This is a genomic window from Bradyrhizobium cajani (genome assembly GCF_009759665.1).
Lineage (GTDB): Bacteria > Pseudomonadota > Alphaproteobacteria > Rhizobiales > Xanthobacteraceae > Bradyrhizobium > Bradyrhizobium cajani.
The window spans coordinates 55072-73903 of sequence record NZ_WQNE01000027.1 but is presented as its reverse complement, the minus strand read 5'-3'; the positions used below and the strand labels follow the sequence as shown (position 1 = coordinate 73903).

Here is an 18832-nt window from a genome sequence, read left to right as displayed (position 1 = left end):
ACCAGAGTTCGCCCTTCGGGCGCCCCGGAATGACGTTGGTAGAGATTACTCCATCACCAGTGCCACCCGGCCGATGGCCTTGCGCTCGATCAGCAGCCGCATCGCCTTTGCGTAATCCTTCAGCGGCAGGCGGTGCGAGACGTTGGGGCGCAGCTTGCCCTGCTCCGCCCATTGCAGCAGTGCCTTCAGGCGAACCTCACCGAGCGCCGGATTCCTCCGCACCGCTTCGCCGGCGCGCACGCCCAGCACGCTGGCGCCCTTGATCAGCAGCAGATTGGTCTTGGCCGAGCCGATGCCGCCGGTGAAGCCGATCACCAGCAGCCGCGCGCCCCAGGCGATGCAGCGCATCGAGTCCTCAAAAACCTGGCCGCCGACCGGATCGAACACGACGTCCGCGCCGCGGCCGTCGGTGATGCGCTTGACGGCATCGCGAAACGGCTCGCGGTCGTAGCGCACGAGATGATCGGCGCCGCGTGATTTGGCGATGGCAAGCTTCTCGTCGCTGGACGCCGTCGCGATCACGGTCGCGCCCAGCATCTTGCCGATCTCGACCGCCGCGAGGCCGACGCCGCCGCCAGCGCCATGCACCAGCAGCACCTCGCCCGGTTCCACCCGGCCGCGATCGATCAGCGCGTGATAGGCGGTGCCGTGACCGGCGAGATAGGTCGCAGCCTCCGCATAGTCGAAGGTCGAGGGCATCGGCGTGAGCTGCGAGGGCGTGACGACAGCTTCATCCGTGAACGCGCCGTGACGCATCTTCACGATGACCTTGTCGCCGACGGCGACGCCACAGGTCTCCGCACCGACCTCCGTCACATCGCCGGCGGCTTCCATGCCGGGCGTGAAGGGCAACTCCGGCTTGAGCTGATACTCGCCGGCGGCCATCAGCACGTCCGGAAAGTTCAGTCCGGCGGCGCGGATCGCGACGCGCACCTCGCCGGGCTGCAGGGCACGCGACGGAAACTGCTCCAGGAGCAAACGCTCGGGCGCCCCGAGCGCGCGGCAGACGACGGCCCGCACCATCAGGCTGCGCTCGCCCTGCTGCGCTTAAGCGCCTCGCGGATCAGCGGCAGACGGTCGTTGCCGAAATACATGTCGGTCTTGTTGACAAAGATCGTCGGCGAGCCGAAGCCGCCGCGCGCCACGACCTCTTCGGTGTTGGTCTTGAGCTGGTCCTTGATCTCCTGTTCCGAAATCCCTGCAAGGAATTTCTGCTCGTCGATGCCGATCTTCCTGCAGATTCCGGCAAGCACCGCGTCCTGCGAGATATCCTTGTCCTCGCTCCAATAGGCCTCGAACACGGCGGTGGCGAACGGCACCATGTCGTTGCCGAGCCAGATGCAGCCGCGCATCGCCTTCACGCTGTTCACCGGAAACACCGTCGGCGGCATCTTGATCGCAAGCCCCGCCGAGCGCGCCCAGTCGGCGAGGTCCTTCTTCATGTAGCGCGCCTTCAGCGGCACCGGCGTCTCCCGCTGCGCATAGACGCTCGGGTTGACCGTGTTGAAGATGCCGCCGACCAGGATCGGCCGCCAGATGATCTCGGCCCCGAGCTCCCTGGCCAGCGGCTGGATGTTGTGGAAGGCGAGATAGGTCCAGGGGCTGGAACAGTCGAAGAAGAATTCGATCATGGCGTTTCCTTGTTTTGTTACTTTGCTCTCTCCTCCGTCATTGCGAGCCAACGGGGCCGCGCTTCGCGCGGACCCGTTGGCTCGCAATGACGAATGGAGGTGGCACGACTGCCTCTTCGAAACTTCCCTGCGTCGGCCCCAAGCGTCACGCTTCCCGATCGTGCTCCAGGGGGCGACTTTTGTTGTTCTGTACCTCGACGTTAGGACATGGCAGGAAGGGGCGCAATCACAACCCCGTCGGGAGAGCCGCCATGCTGTTTCCAACCACGATCGCCGGCTCCCTGCCGAAGCCGGAATGGCTCGCCGAGCCCAACATGCTGTGGGCGCCCTGGAAGTCGCAAGGCGATGAGCTCTTGCACGCCAAGCGCGACGCGACGCTGATCTGGCTGAAGATCCAGGAGGACGCCGGCATCGACATCGTCACCGAGGGCGAGCAGGCCCGCCAGCATTTCGTGCACGGCTTCCTGGAGAAGGTCGAAGGCATCGACTTCGCCCACAAGGTCGAGATGGGCATCCGCAAGGACCGCTACAAGGCGATGGTGCCGCAGGTGGTCGCCCCGCTCCGGCTGAAGGGTCGGGTCCACGACTTCGAGGCAGGCGTTGCCCGCACGCACACGAAGAGGAAGCTGAAATTCACCCTGCCCGGCCCGATGACCATCATCGACACGATTGCGGACCGCTACTATGGCGACCGCGTCAAGATGGCGTTCGCTTTCGCCGAGCTGTTGAACCAGGAGGCCAAGGCGCTGCAAGCCGACGGCGTCGATCTCGTGCAGTTCGACGAGCCCGCCTTCAACGTCTACATGGACGAGGTCAACGACTGGGGCATCAAGGCGCTGGAACGCGCCGCGGAAGGCCTGACCTGCGCCACCGCCGTGCACATCTGTTACGGTTACGGCATCAAGGCCAACACCGACTGGAAGGAGACGCTTGGCGCGCAGTGGCGGCAGTATGAGCAGATCTTTCCGGCGATCGACGCCAGCCCGATCCAGCAGGTCGCGATCGAGTGCCGCAATTCGAAGGTGCCGCTCGACCTGCTGGCGCTGCTCAAGACCAAGATCGTGCAGGCCGGCGTGATCGACGTCGCCAGCGACACGGTGGAGACCGCCGAGGACGTCGTGCAGGTGATCGACGCGGTGTCGAAATTCGTGCCCAAGAGCAACATCATCGCCACCACCAATTGCGGTATGGCGCCGATGCGGCGGGACATTGCGGAAGCCAAGCTGATGGCGCTCGGCGCCGGCGTAGCACTGGCGCGCGAGACGCTGGGATAACGGCAAGGGCGAGCGCTGCGCTAAAGCGCGATGAGTTTAGGATGAATCGTCATCGCGCTTTAGGTTATTGTTTGAGCATGATCTTTTCGGAAAACCGCTGCGCACTTTTCCGGATCATGCTCTAAGGCAACGCCGTCGGATGCAGCACTGGCGCGTAGCCAGCACTCATCGCGCGCAGCGTCGAGGGCGGCGTCAGCAACGCCGCGTCGCCAAGCTGACGCTCGAGCGCAATATAGCCTGCCGGCGACCACAACAGCGCCCTGCCCTGCGTCAGCAGAATGCTCTCGTCGCCCTGTTGAACCATCGCACCGTCGGGTAGCTGTTCGAGCGGCACCAGCAGCGCGTGCAGCCGTTTCCTGCCATGATCGAGCCGCTCGTGATGCAGCACCGTGTCGATGTCGTGCATGCGGACGTCATGCACGCGATTGCCCTTCTCCCAAGCAGCCCGGAAGCGATTGGCATCGTCGCGGCGGCAATAGAAGCAGGGGCGATGGCCGGCGGCGAGCGCGGTGGCCTCGTCCAGAAAGAACAGCTCGGTCCAGCTTCGCTGTGCCATCACCTCGCGGCGGCGGCCGCGGAATTCGCAAGTGCAGGTGAGCCAGGCCGGCGACGACCAGCGCTTTCGCAGCAGCGTCTTCGTCGCGGGATCGTGGATGATGCCGCGATTGCCGGTGAACAGGCCGCGATGCGGCGTGGCGATGATGTCGCCGGTCGGTGTGACGCGGTTTTGCAGGGGCATGGCTGCCTCCACCCGTCATTGCGAGCGAAGCGAAGCAATCCAGACCGTCTCCACCGCGGCAGTCTGGATTGCTTCGTCGCTTCGCTCCTCGCAATGACGGTGATTACTACGCCGCCCCGTCGCGGAGCGGGGGATGGTAGGATAGCGCAGTGTCCCAGGGGAAGAAGATCCAGGTGTCCTGCGAGACTTCCGTGATGAAGGTATCGACCAGCGGTCGCCCCTTCGGCTTGGCGTAGACGGTGGCGAAATGCGCGTCCGGCAGCATCTCGCGCACCAGCTTGCCGGTCTTGCCGGTGTCGACGAGGTCGTCGACGATCAGGAGCCCCTTGCCGGTGCCGCCGCCGAGCTTCATCGCGGCCTCGGAAATGCCCTTGAGAACCTGGAGGTCGCCCTGCTTGGTATGGTCGTAGCTCGCGATGCAGACCGTGTCGATCACGCGCACGCCGAGCTCGCGCGCCACGATCGCGGCCGGCACCAGACCGCCGCGGGTGATCGCGATCACCGCATGGAACGGACCGACCTCGTTGAGCCGCCAGGTCAGCGCCCGGCAGTCCCGGTGGAACTGATCCCACGAAACCGGGAAGGCCTTGCCCGCCTTCTCCTGTGCATTCGGTTCCGGTGCTTCACCAGCCATTGTCGTCTCCTGCTTCGTCTGCCGACAAGGTCTGTGCTAACGGGCGATGTTCAATCCCGCCAGCATTTCCTTCACCGCGGCCATCGCCGCCGCGAGCTTGTCCGCGTCGCGCGAGCGCACCACCAGATTGGTGTTCGGCCTCGAGTCCTCGTCCATGAACGGATAGCTGCCGATGATGGTGTCCGGATGGGCGGCGGCGATCGCCCGCAGCGGGCCGCCGATGTCGCCTTCCCGTGCATTGGCGCGGACCGAATCGGAGAGCATGCGCACGCCGGATTTCAGCTTGGGCGAGACGATGTCCATCATCGCCTGCATGATCGAGGGTACGCCCGCCATCACGATGACATTCCCGATCTTGAAGCCGGGGGCGAGGATGGTCGCGCTCTGGATCAACTCGGCACCATCGGGAATGCGGGCCATGCGCAGGCGGGCTTCGTTGAGGTCCTGCTCGCTCCAGCGCTCGCGGAAGCGCGCGACCACCTCCGGGTGATGATCGATGCCGACGCCGAACGCCTTGGCGACGCTGTCGGCGGTGATGTCGTCATGGGTCGGGCCGATGCCGCCGGTGGTGAAGACATAGGTGTAGCGTTGCCGCAATGCATTCAATGCGGCGACGATGTCGTCCTCGTCGTCGGAGACGACCCGGACCTCCTTCAGGTCGATGCCGATATTGGTCAGATATTCGGCAATGAAGCCAATGTTCTTGTCCTTGGTCCGGCCGGACAGGATTTCGTCCCCTATGACCAGAATGCCCGCCGTGACGATCTCGCTCATAAAACTATCCCTCACCTGTGGCGCCGACTTTGCCGAGGTAACGCGTTGAAGTCACGCGGTTTTGCTGCCGAAATAAGCAGTCCTCAGCCATTTTTTCAGGCATGCTGCCGGCTATCCCCGGCAAATGCTGCCAGTCCATGCTTATCGCGCTGGCCCGGCCCTTGCTACCTCCCCAGAGTCATGCACTCTTGCCGCATGGCCAGGACGTTGCGGTCTCAAAGGGCTTGGCGACCTGTCCAATGGCGCAACGCCTTGCGGAGACAAGTCGGGATCTATGGCAGTCGCGTTTGATGAAATGAATATTCCCGGCGGGGACCTTCGCCCTGCCTATCAGGAGCTGGCACGCTGGCTCAAGGAGACGCCTCCCGAGGCGCTCGAATATCGCCGACAGGAGGCCGAGCTCCTGTTCCGCCGCATCGGCATCACCTTCGCGGTCTATGGGGACTCCGAATCCACCGAGCGCCTGATCCCGTTCGACGTGATCCCGCGGATCATGTCCGGCAAGGAATGGGCGCTGCTGGAGAAGGGCCTGAAGCAGCGCGTGCGCGCGCTCAACATGTTCCTGCGCGACATCTATCACGGCCGCGACATCCTGCGTGCCGAGATCGTGCCCGACGATCTGATCTTCCAGAACCCGGTGTTCCGCCCAGAGATGAACGGCCAGCAGGTGCCGCACGACGTCTACGTGCACATCGCCGGCATCGACATCGTCCGGGTCGACGCCGAGGACTTCATCGTGCTGGAGGACAACGCGCGGACGCCATCGGGCGTGTCCTACATGCTGGAAAACCGCGAGATCATGATGCGGCTGTTTCCGGATCTGTTCGCCCGCCACAAGGTGGCGCCGGTCGAGCGCTATCCGGACGAGCTGCTCGCGGCCCTGCGTTCGGTCGCGCCGCTGAGTGCCTCGAGCGAGCCGACGGTCGCCCTGCTGACGCCCGGCGTCTACAACTCCGCCTATTACGAACACTCCTTCCTCGCCGACAAGCTCGGCATCGAGCTCGTCGAGGGCCGCGATCTCATCGTCAAGAACAACGAAGTGTTCATGCGCACGACGGAGGGCTTGAAGCGCGTCGACGTGATCTATCGCCGCGTCGACGACGACTTCCTCGATCCCCTCACCTTCCGCCCCGATTCCGTGCTCGGCGTGCCCGGCCTGATGTCCGCCTATGCGGCCGGCAACATCACGCTGGCCAACGCGGTCGGCACCGGCATCGCCGATGACAAGGCGATCTACTCCTACATGCCGGACATCGTGAAATTCTATCTCGGCGAGGAGCCGATCCTGAAGAACGTGCCGACCTGGCGCTGCCGCGAGCCGAAGGATCTCGCCTATGTGCTGGACAATCTCGGCGAGCTCGTCGTCAAGGAAGTTCACGGCTCCGGCGGCTACGGCATGCTGATCGGCCCCGCCGCGACCAAGGCCACCATCGAGGCCTTCCGCGAGAAGCTCAAGCGCGAGCCGGAAGGCTTCATCGCCCAGCCGACGCTGGCGCTCTCGACCTGCCCGACCTGCACCGCAAGCGGCCTCGCCCCGCGCCACGTCGACCTGCGGCCGTTCGTGCTCACCGGCAGCAAGCGCACCACGATCGTGCCTGGCGGGCTGACCCGCGTCGCGCTCAAGGAAGGCTCCCTGGTGGTGAATTCGAGCCAGGGCGGCGGCACCAAAGACACCTGGATCCTGGACGAGTAGACAGATGCTGTCGCGTACCGCCGAAAACCTCTACTGGCTCGCCCGCTACGTCGAACGGGCCGAATACCTCGCGCGCACCATCGATGCGACGCTGCGCGTCACCGCGCTTCCCGCCGCCTATATCGGCAAGACCAATGAATGGGACTCGGCGCTGCTCACCGCCGGCGTCGCCGCGAGCTTCTATCAGCAGTATGAGGAAGCCAACGAGCACAACGTCGTCGACTATCTCTCGTTCTCGACGAACAATCCGTCCTCGATCAGGAACTGCATCGAGGCCGCGCGGCTGAACTCGCGTTCGGTGCGCACGGCGCTGACCAGCGAGATGTGGGACACCATCAACTCGGCCTGGATCGAGCTCCAGGCAGCCTGGAGCAAGGGCGCCTCGACGCGCGAGGATCTGGCAAAATTCCTGCGCTTCGTGCAGGAGACCTCGCTACGCTTCGACGGCTCCGCCTACCGGACCATGCTGCGCAACGACGCCTACTGGTTCTCGCGGATGGGCGTGCATCTGGAGCGGGCCGACAACACCGCGCGCATTCTCGACGTGAAGTACCACGTGCTATTGCCCGAGGAAGAGCATGTCGGCGGCCCGCTCGACTTCTATCAGTGGAGCTCGATCCTGCGCTCGGTCTCGGCGCTGACCGCCTATCACTGGGTCTATCGCGAGACGCTGAAACCCTGGCTGATCGCGGACCTATTGATCCTCAACGACACCCTGCCGCGCTCGCTGGCGAGCTGCTACGGCAATCTCGTGCGCAACCTGGACCAGATCGGCGTCGCCTATGGCCGCCAGGGCCCGGCCCAGCGCCACGCCCGCGGCATCCGCAACCGACTCGAACACAGCAATATGAACGACATTTTCCAGCATGGCGTGCATGAATTCATTCAGGAATTCATCGCGGACAATTCCAGGCTGGGCGAAATCATCACGAAGCAGTATTTGATCTGACCTTCGGTCATTCCGGGGCACCCGAAGGGTGAACTATGGTGCGCAATTGCGCACCTGAGAATCTCGAGATTCCGGGTCTGGTCCTTCGGACCATCCCGGAATGACGGAGCAAGTTAATCACCATGCGCCTGCGAATCCTGCACACCACGACCTATCGCTACGAGCCGCCGGCCACCAGCGTGATCCAGATCCTGCGCATGACGCCCGGCAGCCATGACGGGCAATATGTGGCGGACTGGCAGATCGACGTCTCGACCGACACCAGGCTCGACACGCATGAGGACGCCTTCGGCAACGTCACCCACGTGCTGTCCTGCGGACCGGTCGGCGACATCAAGATCACCGCCGAGGGCCTGATCGAGACCCACGACACCGGCGGCGTGCTGCGCGGCGCGGACGAGCGCTTTCCGGCCGGCATGTTTCTGCGTGCCACCGACCTCACCTCCGTCAATCCGGCGATGGCGGCGGTCGCACGGCAGCTGCGCAGCGAGGCCGAGAGCGACACGCTCGGCTTCCTGCACACACTGATGACGCAGATCAGCGAGCACATGACCTTCGACGAGGACCCGACCAATAGCGGCACATCGGCGGCCGAAGCCTTCGCGCTCAAGCGCGGCGTCTGCCAGGACTACGCGCATATCTTCATCGCCTGCGCCCGCACCGGCGGTGTGCCGGCGCGCTTCGTCTCCGGCCATTTCCTGCGCTCCGACGGCACGGTGCACCAGGACGCCGGCCATGCCTGGGCCGAGGCTTACGTGCCCGATCTCGGCTGGGTCGGCTTCGATCCCGCCAACAGCATCTGCGCCACCGACGCCCATGTCCGCGTCGCGATCGGGCTCGACTACCTCGGCGCAGCCCCGGTGCGTGGCACCCGCTATGGCGGCGGCACGGAGACGCTGACGGTTGCGGTCAAGGTCGAGCAGGCCGGCCGCGGCGGGCAATCGCAGTCGCAGTCACAACGACAGAGCTAGCAGCAGCCGCACGCGCCACGAGGCGCCGCCGATTGACCACACGGGGCGTGCTACAGTCGCAGGATCAGACCAGACCTGCGAGGTGACCCATGGCGACTGTGAAACTGCTTTCGGATGATGAGCTCTCCGGCGAAGCGCGCGCCGTTTTCGACGACATCCGCAAGGTGCGGCAGTCGGATTTCGTCAACAATTTCTGGCGCGCGCTGGCGCATGATCCGAAGACGCTGCGGCGGACCTGGGAAAGCATCAAGGAGGTGATGGCTCCCGGCGCGCTCGATCCCAAGGTCAAGGAAATGCTCTATGTCGCGGTTTCGATCGCGCATGGCTGCAGCTACTGCATCCATTCGCACACCGCCGGCGCACGAGCCAAGGGCATGACGGAGGCCGAGTATGGCGAGCTGCTCGCCATCGTCGGCATGGCCGCGGAGACGAACCGGCTGGTCACGGCGCTCGGCGTGCCCGTCGACGAGGCGTTCCTCGTCGATGCCGCTGATTGAGGGTCATCGCGGTCGCGGCGGCAGAACTCACCTGTCATTCCGGGGCGCGACGAAGTCGCGAGCCCGGAATCCATTCATCCACCGACTCTGCCGCCCAATGGATTCCGGGCTCGCGCTGGCGCGCGCCCCGGAATGACGACTTCCCCGCTGGAATCGGGGGTTGGAGCGGCCCCTGAAATTGGCTAGTAATTCCGCGCAAACGCGTTCGGGGACTGGAAATGACCTATTGTTGCGGAATCCTGGTTCGGGACGGTCTGGTGATGATCGCCGACACGCGCACCAATGCCGGCCTCGACAACGTCTCGACCTTCCGCAAGCTGCACATCTTCTCCAAGCCCGGCGAGCGCATCATGGCGATCGCCAGCGCCGGCAACCTCGCCATCAGCCAGTCGGTGCTGTCCACGCTGACCGAGGGCCTGGAAGACCCCAACACGGGTGAGGTCGAGACGCTGATGAACGCGCCGACCATGTTCCAGGCGGCCCAGCGCATAGGCCGGGCGATCCGGGCGGTGCACGCGACCGAAGGGCCGGCGCTGAAATCCGAGGACGTCTCGTTCGACGTCTCCTTCCTGTTCGGCGGCCAGATCAAGGGCTCCCGGATGCGCCTGTTCATGATCTACACCGCCGGCAACTTCATCGAGTGCACCACCGACACGCCCTACTTGCAGATCGGCGAGCACAAATACGGCAAGCCCGTGCTCGACCGCGCCATGCACTACGACGTCGAGCTCTACGAGGCGCTGAAGACCGGCCTGATCTCGATGGACTCGACGATGCGCTCCAATCTCGGTGTCGGCCTGCCGATCGACGTGCTGGTGGTGCGCAGCGACGCCTGCGATGCCGATCTCAACCACCGCATCGAGGCGGGCGAGCCCTATTTCCACGATCTGCGCTCGCGCTGGTCGGCGGCCTTGCGCGCGGCGCATCAGAACATTCCGCGGCCGCCCTACAAGAACGAAAAAGAACCCAAAACCTGACAGCTCAAGAGAAAAGGCAGGAAACGATGAGTGAAGCAAAGAAGATCGCAGTGGTGACGGGCGCCGGCACCGGTGTCGGGCGCGCGGCGTCGCTGGCGCTGATGAACGCCGGCTTCACCGTGGTGCTCGCCGGCCGCCGGCTCGACATGCTGGAGGAGACCGCGAAGCTCGGCCCTGCGGGAAAAAGCCTGTGCGTCACCGCCGATATGACCAAGTCGGACTCGATTGCCGCGCTGTTCGCCAAGGTCAAGGAGACCTATGGCCGGCTCGACGTGCTCTTCAACAATGCCGGCATGGGCGCGCCCGCCGTGAACTTCGAGGATCTCAGCCTCGAGCAGTGGCAGGCCGTGGTGAACACCAACCTCACCGGCCCGTTCCTGTGCACCCAGCACGCCTTCCGCATCATGAAGGACCAGACCCCGCGCGGCGGCCGCATCATCAACAATGGCTCGATCTCGGCGCATGCGCCGCGGCCGTTCTCGGCGGCCTACACCTCGACCAAGCACGCCATCACCGGCCTGACCAAGGCCTCCAATCTCGACGGCCGCATGTACGACATCGCGGTCGGTCAGGTCGACATCGGCAATGCCGCGACCCCGATGACCGACCGCATGGTCAACGGCCCCGGCGTGCTCCAGCCCGACGGCACCACCAAGCACGAACCGCGCATGGATGCGAAGGCGGTCGGCGATGCCGTCGCCTACATGGCCGGCCTGCCGCTCGACGCCAACGTGCTGACCATGACGGTGATGGCGACGAAGATGCCGTTCGTCGGGCGGGGCTGAAGGTCCTCTCCCTCTCCCCGTTCTTACGGGGAGAGGGTTGGGGTGAGGGGCTGCTGCCGCAATCACGGTGAGAATTGGACTCGCGGAGAATCCCCCTCACCCGCCACGCTTCGCGTGTCGGCCTCTCCCCGCAAGCGGGGAGAGGCGAAGGAACCCCTATTCCAAACTCTCCACCTTCCGCAGGCTCGGGAACAGCCTCATCCACAAGAGCGCCACCGCGACGGTGCAGACGCCGCCAAGCACGGCGGCGGGCATGGCGCCGAACAGGGCGGCCGTCAGCCCGCTCTCGAACTGGCCAAGCTGGTTGGAGGCGTTGATGAAGAGGAAATTCACCGCGCCGACCCGGCCGCGCATCTCGTCGGGGGTTGAGAGCTGCACCAGCGAGAAGCGGATCACGACGCTGATCGTGTCGGCCGCGCCAAGCACGGCGAGCGCGAGCACCGAGAGCCACATCCAGGACGACAGCGCGAACACGATCGTGGCGACGCCGAACACGATCACGGCCTGAAACATACGCAGACCCACGTGCCGCGAGATGGCGTGACGCGCCAGCACCATGGTCATCAGCAGCGCGCCGACCGCAGGCGCGGCGCGCAGCACGCCGAGCCCGACCGGACCGGTCTGGAGGATGTCGCGGGCGTAGATCGGCAGCAGCGCGGTGACGCCGCCGAACAGCACCGCGAACAGATCGAGCGAGATGGTGCCGAGGATCGCCGGATTGCGGCGGATGAAGCGGACACCGGCGAAGATATTGTCCGTGCCCGAATCCCTGGCGACCGCCTGCGGGCGCGGCCGCATGAAGCCGGTCAGGATCATCCCAGCGATCCAGAACAGCACCATCACGGCATAAGCGAGATGCGGCGCCACGGCATAGGCGAAGCCGCCGAGCGCCGGCCCCGTGATGGTCGCAACCTGCGCCGCGCCACTGGAAACCGCCGTGGCGCGCTGGAGCGAGCCCTGCGGCGCGATCAGCGGCAGGAGCGCCGCCGTGGTCGGGCTCTCGAAGGCACCGGCGATGCCGAGCACGAAGGTCGCGATGAAGATCTGAACTTCACTGACCAGGCCAAGATAGGTGATGACGGCGAGATAGAGCGCAGTGGCTGCTTCCACGAGCTGGCAGAGCTGGACCACGCGTTTGCGCTCATAGCGGTCGGCGGCATGGCCGGCGACGAACACCAGCAGCGCCGTGGGCAGGAACTGCACGAGGCCGACCATGCCGAGGTCGAAGGCCGAGCCGGTGAGATCGTAGATCTGCCAGCCGATCGCGACCGCCGCGATCTGGCTGGAGAAGCGCGACAGGCTGCGCGAGAGCAGGAAGAACAGGAAGGCGCGATGAGCAAGGAGCGCGCGGGCACTGACCGGCGGATTCGCTGACACTGGCTGCTCTGGCTTCGCCTCTTGGATCGTCACTTGGACCGTTTCTTGGACCGTTTCTTGGACCGCCTCTTGGGTCACCCCCGGACCGATCGCCCCCTGATCTCGACGTGCCCCCGCGTGACTGAGGCGGACCTGCTTGTCAACAGCGGACGGCTTCGATGGTGTTCCGGCATTGCGTTTGCAACGCAGGCGCGGCCATAATCATTGAGGGATTGGGGACATCATGCTGCGGCTGCAATCGGCACTCGGCATTTTCGCATTGCTGCTGATCGCCTTCGCGTTGGCAGAGAATCGTCGCGCCGTGTCGCTGCGGCAGGCGGCGATCGGCCTCGTCGTGACCTTCGTCACCGCCATCGTGCTGTTGAAGCTGCCCGTGGTTGCGCATGCCTTCGGCACCATCAACGACGCCGTCGGCGCGATCTCGGCGGCCTCGCGCGCCGGCTCCGCCTTCGTGTTCGGCTATATCGGCGGCGGCCCCCTGCCCTTCGATCTGAAGGTGCCGGGCGCCGATTTCATCCTGGCGTTCCAGGCGCTGCCGATCGTGCTGGTGATGAGCGTGCTGACGACGCTGCTGTTCTACTGGCGGGTGCTGCCGCCGGTCGTGCGCGGCATGGCCTGGCTGCTCGAGCGCACGCTTGGCGTCGGCGGCGCGGTCGGGCTGTCGACCGCCGCCAACATCTTCCTCGGCATGGTCGAGGCTCCGCTGTTCGTGCGGCCGTATCTGGCGCAGATGACCCGCAGCGAACTGTTCCTGGTGATGACCGGCGGCATGGCCGGGATCGCCGGCACGGTGCTGGTGCTCTATGCGACGCTCCTTGCTCCCCTCATCCCCGACGCCGCCGCGCATTTCGTCATCGCCTCCGTGCTGGGCGCGCCCGCCGCGATCCTCGTCAGCCTGATCATGGTGCCGGAGACATCCGACAAGCGCACCGGCGGCGCGCTGGAGGACCCGGAGATGGAGGTCGCCAGCACGATGGACGCGATCGTGAAGGGCACCACCGCTGGTCTCGAGCTATTGCTCAATATCGTCGCCATGCTGCTGGTGCTGGTGGCCCTCGTCTATCTCGTCAATGCGATCCTCGGCCTGCTGCCGAATATCGGCGGCGCCGCGATCTCTTTGCAGCGCCTGCTTGGTCTCTTGATGGCGCCGGTGTGCTGGCTGATGGGGCTGCCCTGGGAGCAGGCGGTGACCGCCGGCAGCCTGATGGGCACCAAGACCGTGCTCAACGAGCTGATCGCCTATGTCGACTTCTCGAAGCTGGCGCCCGAGGCGCTGGATGCGCGCTCGCGCCTGATCATGCTCTACGCAATGTGCGGCTTCGCCAATTTCGCCAGCCTTGGCATCATGATCGGCGGTCTCGGCGTGATGGCCCCGGAGCGGCGCCAGGAGATCAACGCGCTCGGGCTGAAGTCGATCGTGTCGGGGACGCTGACGACGTGCTTGATGGGGGCGGTGGTGGGGGTGCTGAGTTGACTCTCTCCGCTCGTCATTGCGAGGAGCCCTTGCGACGAAGGAATCCAGAAACTTTCCGCGGAAAGACTCTGGATTGCTTCGCTGCGCTCGCAATGACGATGCGGCGAGATCTAGGCCTCTACCGTCCCGCTCAACCGCACAGCTTCTGCTTCTGCAAGATGCGACGCACGTCGGCCAGCTTGGCACGGCACGGCTCGACCGCCATGGCTTTCGCCTCGCTGTTTCGTCCCTGCGCCCACATCAACACTGCCATCAAGCCCTGCGCCCCGACGCGCACCGGCCCGCCCGCCACATCCGAAGCGGCGAGCGACATCGCGGTTCGTGTTTCCGTCTCGGCGGCACTGAGGTTCGCTTGTTCAAGGAAGGAGATCGCTCGGAACAGATGAGCCCGCGGATCTTTCGGGTAGCGGGTGACGAGATCGGAAGACCGACTGACTATCTCGTCAGCCTTCGACGGCACTTCCGACGCGCGGATATAGTGCACGGCATCGGCCATGTAGGACGAATAATGAGCGGCGGCGAAGCCGGCGCAGATCAGAGATCCGATGAATCCTGCGAGCAGCGTCATGCTGGCACTCCGCGGCAGGCTGTCATAGGACCAGAAGGCGAGCCACGGCATGATGGCAAGCGCGGCGCCGGCCAGAGCACCACCTGCATGGGCATAATAGTTGACGTTGCCGGAGGCTCCAAAGGCCAGCGGCAGCAGCGCCGGAACGCCGAAGAAGAGCGACGTCTTCAATCTCGATATTGTTTGATCGGCGTCCGCTTCGGGATCGAAGCTCGCGACGAACAGCGCAGCGATGAGCCCGGTAATGGCGCCGGATGCGCCGACGCCCACCGTGCCGGAGCCATTGCCCAGCAGCGAGCCGGCCTCACCGGCCACGGCGCTGGCAACGAAGATCAGCGAAAACCAGCCGCGACCGATCAGGCTCTCGAGCCTGACGCCGACGATGAACAGCGCAACGCAGTTGCTGATGAGGTGCCACCCGCTGCCATGCAGCAGCGGCGCAAGGCCGATCCGCCACCACTCTCCCCTTTCGACAACCAGATCGTAACCGGACGCGCCCTGGGCTATCAGCGAGCGGACATTGAGTGAACCGTCCGGCGCAATGTCGATGGCCAGACTGCGTTGCAGGGCGAAGATCAGCAGCAGACCGAAGATCAGGCCAATGGTGAGGAAAGGGATATCGGCCAGCAGCTTGTTGTCGCGAAAGAGCGTCCCCTCGGTGGACAAGGGCCGGGGAGCGATCGGCGCGGCGACCGGTTGAAACGATGCAGGTTGCAACGCCCCTCTTGGAGGCGGCGCCACAACGCCGCGTCGGCCAAACGTGTTGATTGCCATGAAAGCATGTCCTGCATTTTCACAGCCCTGAGTTGACGCGAAGGATGTTTTCGACTGGTTAGCGCCGCCCTGTGGAGCGGCTGAAACCATCCGAGGGGTAACTTCCCGGTTTCGCGGATCGGTCGATTTTTAGAGATCGTATGTCCCGTAAATCTCTCCGCCGTCATTGCGAGCCAAGCGAAGCAATCCAGAAATGCATCCGCGGAGATAATCTGGATTGCTTCGTCGCCAGCGCAAAATTGCTTCGCAATTTTGTCGCGGGCTCCTCGCAATGACGAGTGGAGAGGCGTGCGCGCCTCTCCCGACAGCGCCTACGCCTTCAGCTCCACCGTCTTGAACTCAGCCGGCAGGATCACCTCCAGCAGCTCCACATCGTCCGAATAATCCAGGATCATGTGCTTGATCTTCGGCGGCTGGGTCCAGGCGCTGCCCTCCTTCATCAGGGTCTCGCCCTGGCCCTCCATGTAGGTCTTCACCCAGCCCTTGAGGACGTAGACCATCTGGAATTCGACGTCGTGGAAGTGCAGCTTGGACACCTCGTCCGGATTGCAGGGGCCTTGCAGGCGGATGACGTGCGCTTGCGCGAGGCCGTGCGTCGCATCGGCAATGCCGAGGTCGCGGTACTTGGCGTAGGCGCGCAGGCCGTCGGCTTTGAAATCCTCGTCGCGATGATGGCTGATGGCGATGCGCTGCTTCGGGCGGGCGGGCTTTTTCGCAGCGACCGTGCGCGCCTTCGCCTTCACCGCCTTGCGCGCCGGGGATCGTGCCGCGGCCTTCGCTCCGCTCCGCTTCTTCACTGCGGCTTGCGCTGCGCTGCGCGATTTTGTTTTCTTGGCCATGCCCGCCTCCCGTTGTTGTTATGGGGAGAGGTTAGCACAGAATGGTTTGCGTAGGGTGGGTTAGCCGCAGGCGTAACCCACCTCTTTCGCTTCCGCGGAGACACACAGTGGTGGGTTACGCTGCGCTAACCCACCCTACGCATCCCGCCTCAATGCAGCCGGAACACGCCGTCCACGGCGCGCAGCTCGGCCGGCTTGATCAGCTTGGAATGCGCGACCGTCACCGAGAACAGCGGGCCGTCGAGCTTCTCCTGCCAGAAGGCCAGGAAATCGGTCAGCGCCGGGAATTTCGGGAAGAGATCGTAGTTCTGCCAGACATAGGTCTGGAGCAGCGAGGGATGATCCGGCATCCGGTAGAGAATTTGCGCCGTCGTCAGCCCGTAACCCAGCACTTGTTTCCGGAAGTCATCAGAAACGCCCCCAACTCGCAGTCCCATGCCAACCTCCTTTGCAGGAGCGCATTCAGGGGGTGGCTTGATCCGTGCCCCGGGGAGCCACCCGGAAACGATGCGCTCACATGAGAGAAATGTGACGCAAACTGACAATTCATCTCAAGCCCAAAAGTTTAACAAGCTGTTGAAATTCAATGCGTTAGCAGCAGAGGCGACACCGTGCTAATACGGGGCCGGACTCGGGGTTAACGATGCGGGAGAGAACCTGGCACTCCGCGCTTTCGACTGCTGATTTTTCTGCTACAAGCCCTTGCCCCCGCAAAAATCCTGTCCTATTTCTGCCTCGCCTGCGCGCTAGCACTCGTGGGCATCGACTGCTAATAATCCAAAATCCTCAACTCGTGCAAATGTTTAGGAGGACTGCATGAAATTCCGTCCGCTTCACGACCGCGTCGTGGTCAAGCGCATCGACGCAGAAGAGAAGACCGCTGGCGGCATCATCATTCCCGACACTGCCAAGGAAAAGCCCTCCCAGGGCGAGATCGTCGCCGTTGGCCCGGGTGGCCGCGACGAAGCTGGCAAGCTGATCCCGATCGACCTGAAGGTCGGCGACCGCGTGCTGTTCGGCAAGTGGTCCGGCACCGAGGTCAAGATCGACGGCCAGGACCTGCTGATCATGAAGGAGAGCGACGTGATGGGCGTTCTCGAGGTCAGCGATTCCAAGAAGAAGGCGGCTTAAGAGCCCCTCCCTCCCTCCAGTCAATCCTCAAGGAAAAATCCAGATGGCAGCCAAAGAAGTCAAATTCTCGGTTGAGGCGCGCGACAAGATGCTGCGCGGCGTCGACGTTCTCGCCAACGCGGTGAAGGTCACGCTCGGTCCGAAGGGCCGCAACGTCGTGCTCGACAAGTCGTTCGGCGCTCCTCGCATCACCAAGGACGGCGTCACCGTCGCCAAGGAGATCGAGCTCGACGACAAGTTCGAGAACATGGGCGCCCAGATGGTGCGCGAAGTCGCCTCCAAGTCCGCTGACGCGGCCGGCGACGGCACCACCACCGCCACCGTGCTGGCCCAGGCGATCGTGAAGGAAGGCGCCAAGTCGGTTGCCGCCGGCATGAACCCGATGGACCTCAAGCGCGGTATCGACCTCGCGGTCGAGGCCGTCGTGGCCGACCTCGAGAAGAACTCGAAGAAGGTCACCTCGAACGACGAGATCGCCCAGGTCGGCACCATCTCGGCCAACGGCGACGCGGAGATCGGCAAGTTCCTCGCTGACGCCATGAAGAAGGTCGGCAACGAGGGTGTCATCACCGTCGAGGAAGCCAAGTCGCTCGAGACCGAGCTCGACGTCGTCGAGGGCATGCAGTTCGACCGCGGCTACATCTCGCCCTACTTCGTCACCAACGCCGACAAGATGCGCGTTGAGATGGACGACGCCTACATCCTCATCAACGAGAAGAAGCTCTCCTCGCTGAACGAGCTGCTGCCGCTGCTCGAGGCCGTGGTGCAGACCGGCAAGCCGCTGGTCATCGTCGCCGAGGACGTCGAAGGCGAAGCCCTCGCCACCCTCGTCGTGAACCGCCTGCGCGGCGGCCTGAAGGTTGCGGCCGTCAAGGCTCCGGGCTTCGGCGATCGCCGCAAGGCCATGCTGCAGGACATCGCGATCCTGACCGGCGGCCAGGCGATCTCGGAAGATCTCGGCATCAAGCTCGAGAACGTCACGCTCAACATGCTCGGTCGCGCCAAGAAGGTGATGATCGACAAGGAGAACACCACGATCGTCAACGGCGCCGGCAAGAAGGCCGACATCGAGGCGCGCGTCGCCCAGATCAAGGCGCAGATCGAGGAGACCACCTCGGACTACGACCGTGAGAAGCTCCAGGAGCGTCTCGCCAAGCTCGCGGGCGGCGTCGCGGTGATCCGCGTCGGCGGCGCGACCGAGGTCGAGGTGAAGGAGCGCAAGGATCGCGTTGATGACGCGATGCATGCGACCCGTGCGGCTGTGGAAGAAGGCATCGTTCCGGGCGGCGGCGTCGCCCTGCTCCGTGCCTCCGAGCAGCTCAAGGGCCTGCGCACCAAGAACGACGACCAGAAGACCGGCGTCGAGATCGTGCGCAAGGCGCTGTCGGCACCCGCCCGCCAGATCGCGATCAACGCCGGTGAAGACGGCTCGGTGATCGTCGGCAAGATCCTGGAGAACAAGGCCTACAATTACGGCTTCGACTCCCAGACCGGCGACTATGCCGACCTCGTCAAGAAGGGCATCATCGACCCGACCAAGGTGGTCCGTACCGCGATCCAGAACGCAGCCTCGGTTGCAGCTCTGCTGATCACCACGGAAGCCATGGTCGCCGAGCTGCCCAAGAAGGGCGGCGCCGGCCCCGCAATGCCCCCGGGCGGCGGCATGGGCGGCATGGACTTCTAAGGTCCGGCCACCTCAAGGACTACGAAACCCCGGCAGCGATGCCGGGGTTTTTGTTTTGGGG

Annotated in this window: 19 protein-coding genes; 10 read left to right on the top strand and 9 right to left on the bottom strand. The window is 64.4% G+C overall.

What is annotated here, in order from left to right:
- Positions 1 to 45: 45 nt before the first annotated feature.
- Together GPL20_RS27365 and GPL20_RS27360 are read right to left on the bottom strand one after the other, a co-directional pair.
- Positions 46 to 1023: an NADPH:quinone oxidoreductase family protein gene (locus GPL20_RS27365; RefSeq protein WP_157333488.1), complete on the bottom strand. Its 978-nt coding sequence runs from the start codon at positions 1021 to 1023 to the stop codon at positions 46 to 48.
- Positions 1023 to 1631, bottom strand: a complete 609-nt coding sequence (locus GPL20_RS27360; protein ID WP_157333486.1) for a 2-hydroxychromene-2-carboxylate isomerase — start codon at positions 1629 to 1631, stop codon at positions 1023 to 1025. Before GPL20_RS27360 ends, GPL20_RS27365 begins: the two co-directional genes overlap by 1 nt.
- Positions 1632 to 1882: 251 nt before the next feature.
- Here GPL20_RS27360 and GPL20_RS27355 point away from each other — a divergent pair, with 251 nt between their 5' ends.
- A complete protein-coding gene (locus GPL20_RS27355; protein ID WP_157333484.1) occupies positions 1883 to 2905 on the top strand; it encodes a methionine synthase in 1023 nt (340 codons plus the stop codon).
- A gap of 121 nt (positions 2906 to 3026) precedes the next feature.
- Here the strand turns inward: GPL20_RS27355 and GPL20_RS27350 are convergent, their stop codons facing one another.
- The 3 genes from GPL20_RS27350 to GPL20_RS27340 form a co-directional block, all read right to left on the bottom strand.
- Complete coding sequence (locus GPL20_RS27350) at positions 3027 to 3644, bottom strand: hypothetical protein (protein ID WP_157333482.1); 618 nt, start codon at positions 3642 to 3644, stop codon at positions 3027 to 3029.
- Between the two features lie 106 nt (positions 3645 to 3750).
- Entirely contained in the window at positions 3751 to 4278 is a 528-nt protein-coding gene (gene gpt / locus GPL20_RS27345) for a xanthine phosphoribosyltransferase (RefSeq protein ID WP_157333480.1), read from the bottom strand.
- Positions 4279 to 4314: 36 nt separating this feature from the next.
- Positions 4315 to 5052: a competence/damage-inducible protein A gene (locus tag GPL20_RS27340; protein WP_157333479.1), complete on the bottom strand. Its 738-nt coding sequence runs from the start codon at positions 5050 to 5052 to the stop codon at positions 4315 to 4317.
- A gap of 274 nt (positions 5053 to 5326) precedes the next feature.
- On the opposite strand from GPL20_RS27340, the gene GPL20_RS27335 reads away from it, so the two are divergent.
- The 6 genes from GPL20_RS27335 (at position 5327) to GPL20_RS27310 (ending at position 10924) form a co-directional block, all read left to right on the top strand.
- A complete protein-coding gene (locus GPL20_RS27335; RefSeq protein ID WP_157333477.1) occupies positions 5327 to 6745 on the top strand; it encodes a circularly permuted type 2 ATP-grasp protein in 1419 nt (472 codons plus the stop codon).
- A gap of 4 nt (positions 6746 to 6749) precedes the next feature.
- Positions 6750 to 7694: an alpha-E domain-containing protein gene (locus tag GPL20_RS27330; protein ID WP_157333475.1), complete on the top strand. Its 945-nt coding sequence runs from the start codon at positions 6750 to 6752 to the stop codon at positions 7692 to 7694.
- Between the two features lie 122 nt (positions 7695 to 7816).
- The gene (locus GPL20_RS27325) at positions 7817 to 8665 is read left to right on the top strand and encodes a transglutaminase family protein (RefSeq protein ID WP_157333473.1); all 849 of its coding nucleotides are present in this window, start codon (positions 7817 to 7819) and stop codon (positions 8663 to 8665) included.
- A gap of 89 nt (positions 8666 to 8754) precedes the next feature.
- Entirely contained in the window at positions 8755 to 9162 is a 408-nt protein-coding gene (locus tag GPL20_RS27320) for a carboxymuconolactone decarboxylase family protein (protein WP_157333471.1), read from the top strand.
- Between the two features lie 218 nt (positions 9163 to 9380).
- The gene (locus GPL20_RS27315; RefSeq protein WP_157333469.1) at positions 9381 to 10139 is read left to right on the top strand and encodes a proteasome-type protease; all 759 of its coding nucleotides are present in this window, start codon (positions 9381 to 9383) and stop codon (positions 10137 to 10139) included.
- Positions 10140 to 10165: 26 nt separating this feature from the next.
- Entirely contained in the window at positions 10166 to 10924 is a 759-nt protein-coding gene (locus tag GPL20_RS27310; protein ID WP_157333467.1) for an SDR family oxidoreductase, read from the top strand.
- A gap of 156 nt (positions 10925 to 11080) precedes the next feature.
- On the opposite strand, the gene GPL20_RS27305 is transcribed toward GPL20_RS27310, so the two are convergent.
- Positions 11081 to 12301 carry an MFS transporter gene (locus GPL20_RS27305; protein WP_254125064.1) on the bottom strand — a complete coding sequence of 407 codons (1221 nt, stop codon included), beginning with the start codon at positions 12299 to 12301 and terminating at the stop codon, positions 11081 to 11083.
- Between the two features lie 223 nt (positions 12302 to 12524).
- On the opposite strand from GPL20_RS27305, the gene GPL20_RS27300 reads away from it, so the two are divergent.
- Positions 12525 to 13775: a NupC/NupG family nucleoside CNT transporter gene (locus tag GPL20_RS27300; RefSeq protein ID WP_157333465.1), complete on the top strand. Its 1251-nt coding sequence runs from the start codon at positions 12525 to 12527 to the stop codon at positions 13773 to 13775.
- Between the two features lie 130 nt (positions 13776 to 13905).
- Here the strand turns inward: GPL20_RS27300 and GPL20_RS27295 are convergent, their stop codons facing one another.
- The 3 genes from GPL20_RS27295 to GPL20_RS27285 form a co-directional block, all read right to left on the bottom strand.
- On the bottom strand, positions 13906 to 15117 hold the full coding sequence (locus tag GPL20_RS27295) for a rhomboid family intramembrane serine protease (protein ID WP_246251027.1): 1212 nt from the start codon (positions 15115 to 15117) through the stop codon (positions 13906 to 13908).
- 311 nt (positions 15118 to 15428) lie between these two features.
- The gene (locus GPL20_RS27290) at positions 15429 to 15956 is read right to left on the bottom strand and encodes a cupin domain-containing protein (protein WP_157333463.1); all 528 of its coding nucleotides are present in this window, start codon (positions 15954 to 15956) and stop codon (positions 15429 to 15431) included.
- A gap of 149 nt (positions 15957 to 16105) precedes the next feature.
- Complete coding sequence (locus GPL20_RS27285) at positions 16106 to 16393, bottom strand: usg protein (RefSeq protein WP_157333461.1); 288 nt, start codon at positions 16391 to 16393, stop codon at positions 16106 to 16108.
- Positions 16394 to 16772: 379 nt separating this feature from the next.
- On the opposite strand from GPL20_RS27285, the gene GPL20_RS27280 reads away from it, so the two are divergent.
- Positions 16773 to 17087, top strand: coding sequence for a co-chaperone GroES (locus GPL20_RS27280; protein WP_157333459.1), 315 nt, complete (start codon positions 16773 to 16775; stop codon positions 17085 to 17087).
- A 43-nt stretch (positions 17088 to 17130) separates the two neighbouring features.
- Positions 17131 to 18771 carry a chaperonin GroEL gene (groL, locus tag GPL20_RS27275; RefSeq protein ID WP_157333457.1) on the top strand — a complete coding sequence of 547 codons (1641 nt, stop codon included), beginning with the start codon at positions 17131 to 17133 and terminating at the stop codon, positions 18769 to 18771.
- Positions 18772 to 18832: the final 61 nt, after the last annotated feature.

Excerpts from the sequence above, each read along its gene's own strand:
- GPL20_RS27320 (WP_157333471.1), top strand. The coding sequence starts at position 8,755 with ATGGCGACTGTGAAACTGCTTTCGGATGATGAGCTCTCCGGCGAAGCG.
- groL (WP_157333457.1), top strand. The coding sequence starts at position 17,131 with ATGGCAGCCAAAGAAGTCAAATTCTCGGTTGAGGCGCGCGACAAGATG.
- GPL20_RS27280 (WP_157333459.1), top strand. The coding sequence starts at position 16,773 with ATGAAATTCCGTCCGCTTCACGACCGCGTCGTGGTCAAGCGCATCGAC.
- GPL20_RS27295 (WP_246251027.1), bottom strand. The coding sequence starts at position 15,117 with ATGGCAATCAACACGTTTGGCCGACGCGGCGTTGTGGCGCCGCCTCCA.
- GPL20_RS27330 (WP_157333475.1), top strand. The coding sequence starts at position 6,750 with ATGCTGTCGCGTACCGCCGAAAACCTCTACTGGCTCGCCCGCTACGTC.
- GPL20_RS27350 (WP_157333482.1), bottom strand. The coding sequence starts at position 3,644 with ATGCCCCTGCAAAACCGCGTCACACCGACCGGCGACATCATCGCCACG.
- GPL20_RS27355 (WP_157333484.1), top strand. The coding sequence starts at position 1,883 with ATGCTGTTTCCAACCACGATCGCCGGCTCCCTGCCGAAGCCGGAATGG.
- GPL20_RS27360 (WP_157333486.1), bottom strand. The coding sequence starts at position 1,631 with ATGATCGAATTCTTCTTCGACTGTTCCAGCCCCTGGACCTATCTCGCC.
- GPL20_RS27365 (WP_157333488.1), bottom strand. The coding sequence starts at position 1,023 with ATGGTGCGGGCCGTCGTCTGCCGCGCGCTCGGGGCGCCCGAGCGTTTG.
- GPL20_RS27310 (WP_157333467.1), top strand. The coding sequence starts at position 10,166 with ATGAGTGAAGCAAAGAAGATCGCAGTGGTGACGGGCGCCGGCACCGGT.
- GPL20_RS27325 (WP_157333473.1), top strand. The coding sequence starts at position 7,817 with ATGCGCCTGCGAATCCTGCACACCACGACCTATCGCTACGAGCCGCCG.
- GPL20_RS27300 (WP_157333465.1), top strand. The coding sequence starts at position 12,525 with ATGCTGCGGCTGCAATCGGCACTCGGCATTTTCGCATTGCTGCTGATC.
- GPL20_RS27315 (WP_157333469.1), top strand. The coding sequence starts at position 9,381 with ATGACCTATTGTTGCGGAATCCTGGTTCGGGACGGTCTGGTGATGATC.
- gpt (WP_157333480.1), bottom strand. The coding sequence starts at position 4,278 with ATGGCTGGTGAAGCACCGGAACCGAATGCACAGGAGAAGGCGGGCAAG.
- GPL20_RS27290 (WP_157333463.1), bottom strand. The coding sequence starts at position 15,956 with ATGGCCAAGAAAACAAAATCGCGCAGCGCAGCGCAAGCCGCAGTGAAG.
- GPL20_RS27340 (WP_157333479.1), bottom strand. The coding sequence starts at position 5,052 with ATGAGCGAGATCGTCACGGCGGGCATTCTGGTCATAGGGGACGAAATC.
- GPL20_RS27335 (WP_157333477.1), top strand. The coding sequence starts at position 5,327 with ATGGCAGTCGCGTTTGATGAAATGAATATTCCCGGCGGGGACCTTCGC.
- GPL20_RS27285 (WP_157333461.1), bottom strand. The coding sequence starts at position 16,393 with ATGGGACTGCGAGTTGGGGGCGTTTCTGATGACTTCCGGAAACAAGTG.